Source organism: Rufibacter immobilis (assembly GCF_003721565.1).
Classification (GTDB): domain Bacteria; phylum Bacteroidota; class Bacteroidia; order Cytophagales; family Hymenobacteraceae; genus Nibribacter; species Nibribacter immobilis.
This window is the reverse complement of the sequence record NZ_RJJE01000017.1, coordinates 932,331-947,735: the sequence shown is the minus strand read 5'-3', so window position 1 is coordinate 947,735 and position 15,405 is coordinate 932,331. Positions and strand designations below refer to the sequence as shown.

Below are 15,405 nucleotides of genomic sequence, written 5' to 3'. Positions count from 1 at the left end.
TTTAGCGGCTGTTTTCAGAAAAAGAGCCGCTAAACGCAAAGGAGTGAGATAAGCCACTCAGTAGCTGATTTACTTCTATAACTGATGATATTCTTTTCAAATGGTGTTTAAGGGCTGTTTTTGGAAAAAGAGCCGCTAAACGCAAAATAGTAAGTTAAGTACAGAGCCTACGCATTCCGTCCCCCTTTGAAGGGGGTAGGGGGATGACAAGTAAGTGGAATGCCTGAAAAACAGATGCCACGAAGCAAATGGCCATAAAAATTGAATGGGCTGTAGTTAAAATCAGCACGAGAAATAATCCCCCTACCCCCTTCAAAGGGGGACAGATACTGAACAATGAAAATATCATACCTAAAATATTTTAGGTTGAACCACATAACAGAGAATGAAGCAAGCATATATAGTAGACGGCATTAGAACTCCTATCGGGAATTTTGGCGGGAGCTTAGCCACCGTCCGGCCCGATGACCTGGGGGCCTTGGTGATGCAGGAACTGATGAAACGGAACCCTTCGGCGGATCCGGCGGCCATTGCCGAGGTGATCATGGGCTGCGCGAACCAGGCCGGCGAAGACAACCGCAACGTGGCTCGTATGTCCTTGCTGCTGGCGGGGCTGCCGTTCTCGGTGCCCGGCGAAACCGTGAACCGGCTCTGCGCCTCGGGCTTGTCGGCGGCGGTAGCGGCGGCGCGGGCCATCCAGTGCGGCGACGGCGACTTACTCATCGCGGGCGGCCTGGAGAACATGACCCGCGGTCCCTGGGTGATCTCCAAAACCAGCACCCCCTTCGGCCGCGATGCCCAGATGTTTGACTCCAGCTTCGGGTGGCGTTTCGTGAACCCAAAGATACATGAAGTATTCGGGACCGATGGCATGGGCGAAACCGCCGAGAACCTGGCCCGCCGCGAGGGCATCACCCGTGAAGACCAGGATGCCTTTGCGCTATGGTCGCAGCAGAAAGCGGCAAAGGCCCAGGAAGCCGGCAGATTCGCAGAGGAAATTGTGCCCGTGAACATTCCGCAGAAGAAAGGCGAACCCAAAGTGTTCGCGCAGGATGAGTTTATCAAGCCAACCACCACCCTGGAAGTGCTGGCCAAACTTCGCCCGGCCTTCCACAAAGAAGGCACCGTGACGGCGGGCAACGCCTCCGGCCTGAACGACGGCGCAGCGGCTTTGCTGTTCGCCTCAGAAGAAGGTCTTAAACAGCACAACCTCACTCCCAAAGCCCGCTTTGTGTCCATGGGGGCCGCCGGTGTAGAGCCTAAATACATGGGGTTCGGGCCGGTGCCCGCCACGCAGATAGCCCTGAAAAAAGCCGGACTCACCCTGAATGACATCGACCTGATTGAAATCAACGAAGCCTTTGCCTCGCAGGTGCTGGCGTGCGTGCGTGGGTTGGGCATTGAGGACCAGGACCCGCGCATCAACCCCAACGGCGGCGCTATTGCTTTGGGACATCCGCTGGGCATGAGCGGGGCCAGAATCCTACAGTCGGCGGCCATTGAATTGCACAAACAGAACAAGCGCTATGCCTTGGTGACCATGTGCGTGGGGGTGGGGCAGGGCTACGCCGCCATTATTGAACGGGTATGATCTACGAGTTCAACGGCTATGTTCCGGTGGTGCATGAGAGCGCGTTTGTGCATCCGCAGGCCACGGTCACGGGCAATGTGATCATCGGGAAGAACGTGTACGTGGGTCCGGGCGCGGCCATCAGGGGTGATTGGGGCGAGATCATCATTGAAGACAACTGCAACGTGCAGGAAAACTGCACCATCCATATGTTCCCCGGCACCACCGTACACCTGAAGGAAATGGCCCACATTGGGCACGGCGCCATCATCCACGGGGCCACCGTTGGCCGGAACGTGCTGGTGGGCATGAACGCAGTGATCATGGACCGGGTGGAAATCGGTGATGAAAGTGTGGTAGGAGCCCTCTGCTTTGTACGCGCCGATGAGCAGATTCCACCGCGCAGCGTGGTGGTAGGCAACCCGCACAAGATTGTGAAGCAGGTAACCGATGAGATGCTGCAATGGAAAACCGAAGGCACCCAGATTTACATGCAGCTTCCGGCTGATTGCTACGCGACTTTGAAGCCTTGTGAACCGCTGCGTGAAGTGCCCGCCAACCGGCAGAAACAGCAGGCCCACTACCAAACCTGGAACGAAAGGAAAGGCGAGTAGGGATTACGTTTAGAGCCTGTTTTTCAGAAATCAGCTTCATAACGCAGAAACTGAAATGGCAGGTGCACGCAAATATTGCAAACAAAGCATAGTGATAGAATTAAGGGTAATGTCATCCTGAAAGGACCTTGTGGGCGAACTAGAAAAGCTTTGAATAAACACAATTACCGTTCGCCCACAAGGTCCTTTCAGGATGACAAAGAGGAGGTAGGGTTCGCTAATTAGAAAGGATGACAAAGACGGATGAAAGAGCCCAACCGGACAACTGAAACTAAAGACTAACCACCAGCAACTAACAACTACAGATATGAACGCAGTAGTGCAGAATTACGCCTTGGGCGAATGGACGCCGGGTTCTGGAAAAGAAAGCGAGATTTTGGATGCCGTAACCGGGGAGCACCTGTACACCAGTTATAGCGGTGGACTGGACTTCAACGCCATGATGGAGTTCGCCCGCGCCAAAGGCAACAGAGCCCTCCGGAAAATGACGTTCCAGGAGCGGGGCCGCATGCTCAAAGCCCTGGCGCTGCACCTCACGTCAAAAAAAGAGGCCTTCTACCAACTCAGCTACCGCACCGGTGCCACCCGTGCCGACAGCTGGGTAGACATTGAAGGCGGCATTGGGAATCTGTTTGCGTATGCTTCGTTGCGGCGGCAGTTTCCAGACAAACCGTACTACGTGGAAGATGATCCCATCGGGTTGTCCAAGGGCGGCACGTTCATGGGGCATCACATTCTGGTACCCAAGGAAGGCGTGGCGGTACACATCAATGCGTACAACTTCCCGGTGTGGGGCATGTTAGAGAAAATCGCCGTGAACCTGCTGGCCGGAATGCCTGCCATTGTGAAACCGGCCCCCATCACCGCTTTCCTGACCGAGGCCGTGGTGCGCGAGATCATTGCCTCCAAGCTCCTGCCCGAAGGCGCACTGCAATTAGTAACCGGTACCGGCGAAGGGATTCTGGACCACGTGACGTTTCAGGATGTGGTCACGTTCACCGGCTCGGCGCATACGGGGCGATTACTCAAGGCGCACCCCCGGCTCATTCAGGAAGCGGTGCCGTTCACCATGGAAGCCGATTCGCTTAACAGCGCGGTGTTAGGCGAAGACGCTGTACCGGGTACCCCAGAGTTTGATTTGTTTATCAAGGAGATCCGGAAGGAAATCACGTCTAAAGCCGGGCAGAAATGTACCGCCATCAGGAGGGCGCTGGTGCCGGAGAAACTGGTGGAGGACGTGCAAATTGCGCTGGGGCGCGAACTTTCCAAAACGGCCATCGGGAACCCGCTGGCTGAAGGCGTGCGTATGGGCGCTTTGGTGGGCCGGGAGCAGCTGGCGAAATTGAAGGAGCAGGTGACCGAATTGGCCCGCCAGACGCCCATTATTTACGGCGATCTGGAGAAGGTGGACGTCATTGGCGCCGATGCCCAGAAAGGCGCGTTCATTTCGCCCATTGTCATGCTCAACCCGGAGCCGTTCCGTTTCACAGACACGCATGAGGTGGAGGCCTTCGGGCCGGTGGCCACCCTTCTGCCGTATAAAAACCTGGACGAGGCCATTGAACTCACCAAGATGGGCAAAGGCTCGTTGGTCTCCTCCATCGCCACGGCAGACCCGGCCATTGCGCAGGAATTTGCCTTAGGCGCGGCCACGCACCACGGACGGATCTTAATCCTGAACAACGACTGCGCCAAGGAAAGCACCGGCCACGGTTCGCCCATGCCCATGCTCATCCACGGCGGTCCGGGCCGGGCGGGCGGCGGCGAGGAGATGGGCGGCAAGCGCGGCGTGAAGCATTTCATGCAGCGCGTGGCCATACAGGGTTCGCCCACCATGGTCACCGCCATTACGGGCGTGTACCAACAGGGGGCCAAACAGATAGAAAATGACGTACACCCGTTCCGGAAACACTTTGAGGAGCTGGAAATCTCCGAAACCTGGGTCACCCACCGGCACACCGTCACCGAAGCCGATATCACCAACTTCGCCAACGTCTCCGGAGACCATTTCTACGCGCACGTAGATGCTACCTCGCTTGAAGGGACTTTGTTCACCGGCCGAGTGGCCCACGGCTATTACATTCTCTCCAAGGCGGCCGGCATGTTCGTGGACCCCAAGAAAGGCCCGGTGCTCCTGAACTACGGACTGGAAAACTGCCGTTTCACCAAACCAGTTTACCCCGGCATGACCATCGGGGTGAAGCTCACGGTGAAAGAGAAAATCGCCCAGGAGAAACGCAGCGAGGAAGACGTAGCCAAAGGCATTGTGAAATGGCTCGTAGACGTAACCGACGAAACCGGCGAAACGGTAGCCATTGCCACCATCATGACCATGGTGAAGAAACTGGACCAGGGGTGATTTGGAGATTTGGGAATTTGAAAATTCTGGATGGATTAGATTTCCTGATTAGCGGCTGTTTTTAGAAAAAGAGCCGCTAATCGGGAAATAATGATTCTGTCGCGAGACTCCAGTCTCGTGACATGGGATGTTGCGAGTCTCCAGACTCGCCGGAAAGGAAGGAGGTGCATTTCGCCATGCGTGAGATTGCTGCTGGGGCAGCAAGGATAGACAGAGACTATCCTTTACCCATTTGCACGAGTCTGGAGACTCGCGCCAGTTTTAAGTAATGATTAGAAATATAAAGCAAAAATGACAGACACAGGTCACGTAACCCTTGCCCTAGACGAAGCCGGAATTGGCATCATTTCCTTTTTCCATCCCTCGCATAACTCATTGCCAGGCGCAATTTTAAATGAGTTGGCCCATACCATTACACAAGCAGGGCAAGACGAGCGGGTGAAGGTCATTGTGCTCAAAAGCGAGGGGGAGAGAACCTTCTGCGCCGGCGCTTCTTTTGATGAACTCATCTCCATTGAAGACAAAGAGCAGGGGCTGGCGTTTTTCTCCGGCTTCGCGAAGGTGATCAACGCTTGCCGCACCTGCACCAAGATTGTGATTGGACGGGTGCAGGGCAAAGCCATTGGCGGAGGAGTTGGCGTGGCCGCCGCCACAGACTATTGCTTCGCCACGCAGCACGCGGCGGTAAAATTGAGCGAAATAGCTGTGGGCATCGGGCCGTTTGTGGTGGGGCCGGCCGTGGAGCGGAAGATTGGGTTGGCGGCTTTCTCACAGTTATCCTTAGATGCCACTGAGTTCAGAAGCGCCGAGTGGGCTCAGGAGAAAGGCCTGTACGCCGAGGTGTTTGATAGCGTAGAGGAAATGGACGCCGCGGTGCAGGCCTTCGCCGCTAAGTTGGCCGCGTACAATCCGGAGGCCCTCACCGCCCTGAAACAGGTGTTCTGGCAGGGAACGGAGCACTGGGACCAATTGCTGGTGGAACGTGCCGGCATCAGCGGAACGCTGGTGCTGTCAGATTTTACCAGAAATTTCATTCAGGGCTTCAAGAAAAAGTAGTGCTTGTGCCCAAACGAAAGCCCCGCTTGTCTTGCACCAGCGGGGCTTTCGTTTGGGATATTAAGCCGTATGGCGTTTAGCGGCTCTTTTTGGAAAAAGAGCCGCTAAACGCCATACGGCTTTGCTTAGTGTTGCACCAGCACTTTCTTAGTGGCCGCAACGGGTTTTCCGTTCAGGTCCAGTACCTGCAAATAATACATACCCGGAGCTAAGGGCAGGGTAGAGAGTTGGGTTTGGCCGGTAAACTTTTGACGGAGCAGAAGCTGTCCCTTGCTGTTGAGCAACCGAGCCTCTACCTGACCCGCCACACCAGCACACTGCACCTGCACCATTTCATTACTGGGCACCGGAAACACGGTTATCTCAACCTTTTGTTCCTCAGAGCCTTTTACCGCCACCATTGAAGACATTTCAAACGATCCGTCTTCATCTAACTGCTTGAGCTGGTAATAGACAGTCTCAGAGGGGGCCGTTTCATCAAGGAAAACATATTGTGAGGCTGTGGTGCTGTTCCCCCTGCCGGGCACAAACCCGATTCTCATGAATTCCGGGGCCGAGGCAGATTTCCGGTACACCTCAAACCCTGCGTTCTGCTTTTCGGAAGCGGTGCTCCAGTTCAGTTGTACCTGCTGCCGCACCCTTTTCGCGCTGAAGTGAGTCAATTCTACGGGTAAGGTGGTCATTGCAAGCGTCACCCTAAAGGCTGAGGAACCGGTGAAAGAGACGATCAGGTTCTTTTTGATGGGATCATAGCGGGAAAAAGCCACCTGGTCTCCGGTCACCGACGATGGAGCCGCCTCCATGGCTAAGGTGAGCACGGTGGCATCGCTGACGTAACCTGCGTAGGCGAGATCGCTCTGGCGTTCCCAGTGGCTGTTCACCCGTTGGCTGGATTGCAGCACCACCTTAGAACCGTATTGCAGCTGCCGTCCGTTTTCCAGAAACGCCTGGGAGAAATGGCCAGCCTTGTTCAGCGAAAAGAAGGTGAAGCGCGCATCTGAGGTGAGGGGCTCGGCCAATTTGTTCAGGGTCACGGTGCTGGTATCGCCTTGGGCGAAGGCCAGATCCTGATACTCGGTTTCCGCTGAGGACAGGGCCGCCACCTGAAGCGTGCTTTCCGTCTTCACATCAGCCGAGGTGGTGGTGTAGGGCTGCAAGAGGGACAAGAACTGCGTTTGCGCTACCCCCGTTTTCTGCACTTGCAGAGTGGTGTGGTTTTCGGTGGTGTTGTAGGTAAGCTCGTGACTGTTGGTTGCCTTTACGTAGCCAGAGGCGCCATCGGTGGCCGTGACGTGGGCTTTCAGGTTTACACCGTTTTTCTGCCAGATGCCTTCGTGGGCCGCCAGGCTGTCGGTGAACGTGCCGGTGACGGCGGTGCCTCCCTCTAAGCCATAGCCGTGCAATTGCCAGGTGTAGGTGTGGGCACTGGTAGAGGTCACGGCATCGGCGATCAGGAAGTAGTTGTTCCGGACGTGAAGGGTTTTACGGGTGATCTCCGCGCCGCGGTAGGTGGTTTTCACTTCGCCGTAGCTGAGGCGGCCGTTGCTGAAAGTATTCTGGATAAAGCCTTCGGCGTCATTGGTGGCTCCCGCCGTGCCCATGGCCGGACCGGCCCCGTCTACTAATATCAGGTTGTGGTGCACTCCTTCGCCCACCGCGCCTCGGTTGGTGCTGCTCAAATAACCGGGGTCCAGGGCTAGCAATTGCCCTTTGGCGTGCAGAATAAAAGAACTGGCATCGCCGTGGTTGTGGCCGCCGGAGACTTTCTGCGACAAACCGTTTTTACCGTACACGTGCAGGTAGCTGGCCAGCGTGTCATTGCCCGATCTGAAGACCAGATTCCCGCTTTGCGGCAGCGCCGTGAGCGGTTGGTGGGCAGGGGTGGAGAAAGGCACATTGGAGGCGAGAAAAGCCGCCCGCATGTCTACAGTGGCATCTTTCAGCTGCTTTGCCAGAGTGTTCAGCTGTTTGGTAGAAAGATTGGAAAAGGCCATGGGGTTCACGTACTTGCTTTTGCCGGTGAGGGCCAGTTCGGGCATGCCCATGTCAATATAGGAATCTTCCAGCGCCGGAAAACGCCCGTCTGGCATCTGAATGGCGGAAATCCAGTCGTACAGCAGGTCATAGCTGGGGTCAAAGTATGGGTTCCGGATGCTGCGGGTGGTGGTGCCGTAGGTGTAATTCATGGCCACATCGGGCAGGAAATTCCCCATGGACCGGATGAAGGGCAGACAGTTGAGGAAAGCGTACTTGAAGTAGTAGGGTCCTTCGGCGTAGCCGGTCAGCACATTGGGGTCAGACTGGCGGTTGGCATCGCGCCAGAGAACGTTGTCCATGTGGTAGAGGCCGGTGTTGATCCAGTTGGTGGGCTGCATCCAGGCATCTGTGCCGCCCACATCGTTCAGTACCACCGCTGCCAAGCCTAAGGCCGAGGCAGTCATTAAGGTGTGGTTGTTCTTGATGGACCCATAAAATGTAGTGCCGAAGAAGGGGGTGATGGACTGTTTGTACAGGTTCCCCGCAAATTCCTGTAGCTTAGCCCGGGCGGTAACCAGAGAATCTATAGGTTCACCCGAGCCCCTCAGCAAGTCATAGGCCACCATGTAATCAATCAATTCCTTTGATCGCCATTGCCACTCGGTGTACGTGGCCCCGGAGAAAGAGGCGTACACCTCCACAGCGGTGTTGATGCCCTCCAGCAGCTTTTTCGATTTGGAAACGAAGGCGGCGCGTTCAGCCTCTGAAAGCTGGATGACGGTGCCCCCGCTGGGTTTCCGGTTCAGGAGCGCTACAAAGGCGGCGTTTTTGGCAAAAGTGGCCCTCGCCCGCCGGTCATTGGAAGAAGTGTTATTGGCCGTTGCCGAACCTGTCACATTGCTGTACACCCCCGAATAAAGTGTGTACCGAATTCCGGAGGTGATTGCCTGCTGCACATTAGGTACTTGCGCGGCTTTTAATAGCGTACGCGGATAGCTCAAATCTGCCTGAGCGGGAACCCAGCTGCCGGTTTGGGCACTAATCGAAGACGAATAGCAAGTGCAAATTAAAAGAAAAATTATGAATTTAACAAGAGGATGGTAAAGCTTTATCTTCATCTAATTCAACTATATAAGGCCTAAAAGCTTGTATAAGTTGAATGTGCAATGAAATAATTCTGAAAAGAGTTCCTGTTGATGATAAACCTAATTGTATTAATAGTAGACAAAAAGTTTTTCGGGAGATTGTTCAGGAATAGAGTTTTGCCTAGCTATAAAGCATACAGACGCACTAATAAAAGTATATAAGAAGTTGATTTTTAAAGCACTAGAACGTGGTTGCTCTAATGAAAACGGCTGATTTTAAGGCCTTTGCGTTTAGAGCCTGTTTTTCCAAAAAGAGCCCCTAAACGCAAAGGAAGTTTGTATTTAAAACATATTAGAGCATAGGCGTTCGCCAAGGAACTCAGTTATGAAGATGCTGCTATACATGGGTATATGGTGTATATTTTAATACGGGATAACCAACTTTATTGCAAAAGTGTAGGCCAAATGAAGTAAAAGCTTTAAAATTACTTTTTCAGTAGAAGGAAAGAGTAGCATGTCATTTCATTACAAGCGTATCATTGTCAAGATTGGCTCCAATGTGCTCACGCAGCAAGACGGAATGCCAGATGAGGCTCGTATGCAGCACCTGGTGGAACAGGTGGCGGCGTTAAAGCAGCAGGGCAAAGAAGTCATTGTAGTTTCCTCCGGGGCGGTGGCCTCGGGCCGAAGCCTGATCCAACTTGCGAACCGAACCGATGCCGTAAGCGCGCGTCAGTTGCTGGCCGCTGTGGGGCAGGTAAAGCTTATCAATACCTACTCCCAATTTTTCAGTGCCCACGGCTTGGTGAGCGCTCAGGTATTGGTGACCAAAGAGGACTTCCGGGACCGGGGCCATTACCTCAACATGAAGAACTGTTTTCAGGTGCTGCTCCAGAACAATGTGGTGCCCATCGTGAACGAGAACGACGTTATCTCTGTCACCGAGCTCATGTTCACCGACAATGACGAGCTGGCCGGCCTTATCGCTTCCATGCTGAATGCCGATGCGCTGCTGATCCTGAGCAACGTCAACGGCATTTATAACGGTGATCCCAAAGACCCCGCCAGCCAGGTAATTCAGGAAATTGATGCCTCCACCATCGGCTTTTCGTCTTTTGTGTCTACGCAGCGGTCACAGTTTGGCCGGGGCGGCATGATCACCAAATGCCACATGGCCCGCAAGGTGGCGCAGCTGGGCATTCCGGTGCATATCGCGAATGGGAAAAAACAAAATGTGCTGCTGGAGCTGCTGAAAGGAGAGGTGGAGCATACCCGCTTTGTGCCTGATAAATCGGCCTCCGGCAAAAAGAAATGGATTGCGCACTCCGGTACGTTCGCGAAGGGAGTGATCAAGATTAATGAAGGCGCCAGAGCGGCGCTCTGTACCTCCCGGAAGGCCATCAGCCTGTTGCCGGTGGGGGTACTCCATATTGAAGGAGACTTCCAGAAAGGCGACATCGTGAAACTGATAGACGAGCAGCAACGGGAACTGGGCTTCGGGATTGCCGAATATGGTTCAGAAAAAGCACTCGAACGGGTGGGCCAGCAAAAGCAGAAGCCCTTGGTCCACTATGATTACCTCTTCCTGAACCCTGAAATTAGTTAAACCATTCTCCATTGTTCCGCTTTCGTCACCCACATGTCACAAGAAGACAATTCAAGTTATACCGGTTATCTCCAGCAAGCCCAAGCCGCAAGCCGATCCCTCAGTTCACTGTCACCTGATCTGGTTAACGCCGTGCTCAGAGACGTGGCGGCGGCTACCCGCGAGCAGGCTGAGTTTCTGCTGGCGGAAAACGCCAAAGATCTGGACCGCATGGCTCCGGAAGACCCCAAATATGACCGCCTGAAACTGACCGAAGCCCGGCTGCAGGACATTGCCCAAGATCTGGAGAATGTAGCCCAACTGCGCTCTCCCTTAGGCGAAGTTCTGCTGCAGAAAACCCTGTCCAATGGACTTGCCATCAGCAAAGTAAGGGTGCCTCTGGGAGTGGTAGGAGTAATCTATGAGGCCCGCCCTAATGTGACCTATGATGTCTTTTCGCTCTGCTTTAAAACCGGAAACGCCTGTATTTTAAAAGGCGGCAGTGACGCAGACGTTTCTAACCAGGCCATTGCCTCCGTGATTCATAGGGTGCTGGAAAGGCACGGCATTGAACCCCAAGTGGCCACTCTGCTGCCCGCTGATCGGTTGGCTACCGAGGCATTACTGCAGGCCACTGATTATGTTGACGTACTGATTCCCAGAGGAAGCCAGGCTCTCATAGATTATGTGCGGCAGAACGCCAAAGTACCGGTCATTGAAACCGGAGCGGGAATTGTGCACACCTACTTTGATGCGGCGGCAGATCTGGAGAAAGGGAAAAAGATCATTTTCAACGCCAAGACCCGCCGGGTGAGCGTCTGCAATGCCCTGGATTGCCTGTTGATACACCAAAGCCGTCTGGCAGATCTTCCCGCCCTAGTTGCACCTTTGGCCCAGGCCCAGGTTGAGTTATTCGCAGATGCGTTGGCTTACCAAAGCTTGCAGGACTCTTATCCGGCTCGCTTGCTTTTTGCCGCGCAGGAAGAACATTTCGGCACTGAATTTCTGGCCCTGAGAATGGCCGTGAAAACGGTGCCGGATGTATCTGCCGCCCTGGACCACATTGCCAGGTATAGCTCCAAGCACAGCGAAGCCATTCTGTCTGAAGACCCGGTTGCTCTGGAAACCTTCCTGAATAGGGTAGATGCCGCCGCCGTTTATGCCAATGCCTCCACCGCTTTTACAGACGGAGCCCAGTTTGGCCTGGGTGCGGAGATAGGCATCAGTACCCAGAAGCTGCACGCCCGGGGGCCGATGGGACTAGAGGAACTCACCAGCTATAAATGGATTGTGCGCGGAGACGGGCAAGTAAGGAGGTAACGTTTCAACTGCTTTCGGCTTTTTCGCCTACTTTTACAGACCTTGACCATTTCACCAACCATGTTTAAACCTACAAAATCGCTCTGCTTCCTGTCGCTGTTGCTGCTCCTGGGCGCCTGCCGTTCTGCCAAAACTGTTACCATTCCCAAAGGTGTTCCTGTGGTAACCCGTGCCCAGTGGGAAGCTTTGGAACCTGTACTGCCCATGAAGACGCACGTGCCGCAGAAAATCACCATCCACCACACTGCTACCAAACAAAACGCCAGCCGCACCCTGGAACAGAAGCTCAAGGCCCTGCAGAAGTTTTCAGTGGAGCGCAGCCCTCTTTCCGATGGTCGGATCAAAGAACCCTGGGCCGATGTGCCCTACCATTTCTACATTTCAGTGGACGGTATCATTGGCGAAGGTCGGCAGTTGCAGTATGTGGGCGACTCTAACACCCCTTATGATCCTTCGGGCCACGTTTTGATTGTGTTGGAGGGCAATTTCAACAATGAGAAAGTGACCGAGGCGCAGCTCAAAAGCCTGAAAACTCTCATGCTGGCGGTTGCCAAACGCTGGAAGATCTCCGGCGACAATATTTCGGGGCACAAAGACAATGCCACCACCGCTTGTCCCGGCGAAGACCTGTACCAACTGCTGCCGGAGCTCAGGGCCATGGTGAACAGCGGCAAATTGTAGAATACACTCCTTTTTTCCGTCAGGAAAACCATGAAGGGTAACTCCAGCTATTCCTTTTCCCGTTAACGCATTCAGAACCTAGCAGATTTACCCACTACAGCTATGAAAGCTCTTCTTCTGATAGACCTACAGAACGATTTTCTTCCGGGCGGTGCTTTGGCGGTGCCGCAGGGCGATGCGGTTATCCCACTGGCCAATGCGCTGCAACCGCAGTTTGATCTGGTGGTGGCAACCCAGGACTGGCACCCGGCTAACCATAAAAGCTTTGCCTCTCAGCATGCCGGCAAGAAGGTTTTTGAGGTGACGCAGCTGCACGGCCTGGATCAGGTCCTCTGGCCAGACCATTGCGTGCAGGGGACGGCTGGGGCCGAGTTTTCCGCCGCTCTAGCGATGCACCAGGTAGAAGCCATCTTCCGGAAAGGCACCAACCCTAAGATAGATTCCTACAGCGGATTCTATGACAACGGGCACCTCAAGTCTACGGCCCTGGCCGAATACCTGCGGGGCAGAGGCATCACAGAAGTATACCTGTTAGGCCTGGCCGCCGATTTCTGCGTGTATTTTACGGCCTTAGATGCCTTGCAGGAAGGTTTTGCGGTTTACTACATAGAAGATGCCACCCGTGCCATAGACCAGGAAGGTTTCGCCAAAGCCAAAGCTGATCTCTTAGCCAAAGGCGGGCACTTTGTCCAAAGCCAGGATCTCCTGAAATAATTACCTGTTGCGTTTAGGGGCTCTTTTTCCAAAAACAGCCCCTAAACGCCCACTACTTTATTCCTTCGCGTTCTGCGCGCCTTTCCTCAGCTCAATCACCAGGTTCATTTTCAGTTCGTGCAATTGTTCCTCCAGGCCTACTTTGTAGATGTGGGGGTTCAGGAAGCGGCGGTAGGTTTCGTGCAGTAGGCTGAGCTGTTGCTTGGTGCGCTTCTGGATCTCGGGTAAGTCAGGGGAGGAGTACACGGCTTCTCCGGTCCGGAAGATGGGCACCAACAGATCTTCGTGGGTGCAGTCCTGAGAGAAGCTTTTGCGTTGGGTAGGGTCATTGGGGTGCACCATGGTGGCGCTGGCGTTGATCTGCAAAGGCTCAGAGTAAATCATGTCACCTACAATGGTGTTGCCTTTGTAAAAGCGGCGCACCTGCAGGATGCCGGGCGTAGACACCTTGATCAATTGCTCAGAAAGCTTCAGCTTGTATTCCCACTCGCCGCCAGATTGCCGGAAAGCGGCCAGTTTGTAAACACCGCCCAGCGCCGGTTGGTCATAGGCAGTGACCATTTTGGTCCCGATGCCCCAGGTGTCAATCTTCGCGCCCTGCAGTTTCAGGCTTTGGATGAGGTGCTCGTCCAGGTCGTTGCTGGCTAAAATAGAAACTTCGGGGAAGCCCGCTTCATCCAGCATTTTCCGGCCTTCAATGCTGAGGTAGGCTAAATCGCCGGAATCTAGCCGGATGCCTTTCAGTTCCTGCCCGTTCTCCCGCATTTTCTGAGCTACGTCAATGGCCTTTCTAATTCCCTCCAGCGTGTTGTAAGTGTCTACCAGGAACACGGAGTCATGGGGAAACACATCGGCGTACGCCCTGAACGCTTCCTGTTCTTCGTCAAACGACATCACCCAGCTGTGCGCGTGGGTTCCCTTCACCGGGATGTTGAACAACTGGCCGGCCAGCAGGTTAGACGTAGCGCCCACCCCTCCTATAAACGCCGCCCTGGCCGCCGACAAAGCTCCGTCCGGTCCCTGGGCGCGGCGCATGCCAAACTCCAGCACGTTATCGCCCTGGGCGGCATCTACCACGCGGGCGGCTTTGGTGGCAATTAATGTCTGGAAATTGAGAATGGTAAGTAAAGGTGTTTCCAGAAGCTGACACTGTAACATGGGGCCTTTGATGCGCAACAGCGGCTCGTCTGGGAAAACTACCGTTCCCTCGGGAATGGCATCTACGTCACAACTGAACGTGAGCTTGCGCAGGTGCTCCAGAAATTCTTCCTCAAATAGTGGCTGTCCCTGGCTGCCGGTGAGGCTGCGGAGGTAGTCCAGATCTGTTGCAGTAAACTGGAAGTGCCGGAGCAGATCAATGGCATCGGCCAGTCCGGCACTAACAGTATAGCCGCCTTTGAAAGGGTTTTTCCGGAAGTACAGGTGAAACACCGCTTCCTGCTCCGCCATTCCTTTTTTCCAGTAGCCCTGGGCCATGGTGAGTTGGTACATGTCGGTGAGCAAGGCCAGAGAGAGCTGGTAACGCTGCGTAAGATTCATGAGAGTGGTCTATTGCTAGGTTATTGGGTAATTTTTACCGCTATCTACGCAACTATCTTCTAACGAACCAGAAATATTCACGTCTTTTTCTCACTTGAGCACAACAATACAAGGAACCTCAAGCCCAAGTGCGTATATAGAAACCGCCTCAGCGGCTTGGAATCGAATTTATTAAAAACCTGCTATATTATAATAAGGCTATTTAAAACGATTTTTATTCAAAATTATTATCAGTTTTAGTAATAGTATAAGAATTTTTAGTAACTTTCCTGACAGATAAGCGTATTTATAACAGTAAGCGTTATCCGAAGTCTTAAAGAATCAGGAACAATAAACATTAGGAACCATGAAAAGAGAACAGTTATCATCCGTAATTGCCATTGCCTTCTTCGCTGGCACCTTTGTGATAGCGTTTACCTCCAATGACAGTGACATAGCCGCTATGCGGGTATTGGCCTACTTGGCAGTGGGTTGCTTCCTTTCTATGATTACCATTTTCTGGGATAAGATCATGGGTACTCAGAAAGAGGAGAACCAGCAGAGTGTTTCCAAGATTGACACCATCTTATATGACGCCGAGAAATTCTCCCAGGAATACGGTGATGTATACGTGCTGGCCGACCAGATGAAAAAGAAACGGAAACTGAAAGAAGGCAGCGCTGTTACCGGCAAACCTGCTTCTCTATAGGTAGAGCTCCAGTAGTAATAAGTATAAAGATTAGGCAAAGCCTCTCTGGTACAGAGAGGCTTTTTGCTTTCAGGGGAGCTAGGGCAGGCAGCTGTTTTAGGGCTTATTTCGGAAAAAGAGGCGCTAAACGGCATGTTCAGCTGCGGCAGTTGCGGAAAGCTTGGCTAACTCCCCAACGGGATAGGCAGCTCTTGAAAGAAGTTCTTGACCGCTGATG

The 15,405-nt window shown here is 53.7% G+C and carries 11 protein-coding genes; 9 read left to right on the top strand and 2 right to left on the bottom strand.

Translation table 11 applies throughout. The features are described 5' to 3' along the window. Positions 1-385: 385 nt before the first annotated feature. The 4 genes from pcaF to EFA69_RS16865 all read left to right on the top strand — a co-directional run bounded on the left by pcaF (position 386) and on the right by EFA69_RS16865 (position 5,599). Positions 386-1,591 carry a 3-oxoadipyl-CoA thiolase gene (gene pcaF, locus EFA69_RS16880; RefSeq protein WP_123134248.1) on the top strand — a complete coding sequence of 402 codons (1,206 nt, stop codon included), beginning with the start codon at positions 386-388 and terminating at the stop codon, positions 1,589-1,591. Beyond that, the gene (locus EFA69_RS16875; protein WP_123134247.1) at positions 1,588-2,184 is read left to right on the top strand and encodes an acyltransferase; all 597 of its coding nucleotides are present in this window, start codon (positions 1,588-1,590) and stop codon (positions 2,182-2,184) included. Before pcaF ends, EFA69_RS16875 begins: the two co-directional genes overlap by 4 nt. Positions 2,185-2,491: 307 nt before the next feature. Then, complete coding sequence (paaZ, locus tag EFA69_RS16870; protein ID WP_123134246.1) at positions 2,492-4,543, top strand: phenylacetic acid degradation bifunctional protein PaaZ; 2,052 nt, start codon at positions 2,492-2,494, stop codon at positions 4,541-4,543. A gap of 291 nt (positions 4,544-4,834) precedes the next feature. Beyond that, entirely contained in the window at positions 4,835-5,599 is a 765-nt protein-coding gene (locus EFA69_RS16865) for an enoyl-CoA hydratase/isomerase family protein (RefSeq protein ID WP_123134245.1), read from the top strand. Between the two features lie 125 nt (positions 5,600-5,724). Here EFA69_RS16865 and EFA69_RS16860 read toward each other — a convergent pair whose 3' ends face one another. Beyond that, entirely contained in the window at positions 5,725-8,577 is a 2,853-nt protein-coding gene (locus EFA69_RS16860) for a heparinase II/III domain-containing protein (RefSeq protein WP_183906836.1), read from the bottom strand. A 598-nt stretch (positions 8,578-9,175) separates the two neighbouring features. On the opposite strand from EFA69_RS16860, the gene proB reads away from it, so the two are divergent. From proB to pncA, 4 genes are all read left to right on the top strand, one after another. Beyond that, entirely contained in the window at positions 9,176-10,267 is a 1,092-nt protein-coding gene (gene proB, locus EFA69_RS16855) for a glutamate 5-kinase (RefSeq protein WP_123134243.1), read from the top strand. 33 nt (positions 10,268-10,300) lie between these two features. Next, entirely contained in the window at positions 10,301-11,566 is a 1,266-nt protein-coding gene (locus tag EFA69_RS16850; RefSeq protein WP_123134242.1) for a glutamate-5-semialdehyde dehydrogenase, read from the top strand. 60 nt (positions 11,567-11,626) lie between these two features. Continuing rightward, positions 11,627-12,247: a peptidoglycan recognition protein family protein gene (locus tag EFA69_RS16845; protein WP_245964613.1), complete on the top strand. Its 621-nt coding sequence runs from the start codon at positions 11,627-11,629 to the stop codon at positions 12,245-12,247. Positions 12,248-12,349: 102 nt separating this feature from the next. Then, positions 12,350-12,961, top strand: a complete 612-nt coding sequence (gene pncA, locus EFA69_RS16840; RefSeq protein WP_123134241.1) for a bifunctional nicotinamidase/pyrazinamidase — start codon at positions 12,350-12,352, stop codon at positions 12,959-12,961. A 57-nt stretch (positions 12,962-13,018) separates the two neighbouring features. On the opposite strand, the gene EFA69_RS16835 is transcribed toward pncA, so the two are convergent. Then, entirely contained in the window at positions 13,019-14,500 is a 1,482-nt protein-coding gene (locus EFA69_RS16835; RefSeq protein WP_123134240.1) for a nicotinate phosphoribosyltransferase, read from the bottom strand. Positions 14,501-14,846: 346 nt separating this feature from the next. On the opposite strand from EFA69_RS16835, the gene EFA69_RS16830 reads away from it, so the two are divergent. Further along, the gene (locus EFA69_RS16830; protein ID WP_123134239.1) at positions 14,847-15,188 is read left to right on the top strand and encodes a hypothetical protein; all 342 of its coding nucleotides are present in this window, start codon (positions 14,847-14,849) and stop codon (positions 15,186-15,188) included. Positions 15,189-15,405 lie beyond the last annotated feature (217 nt).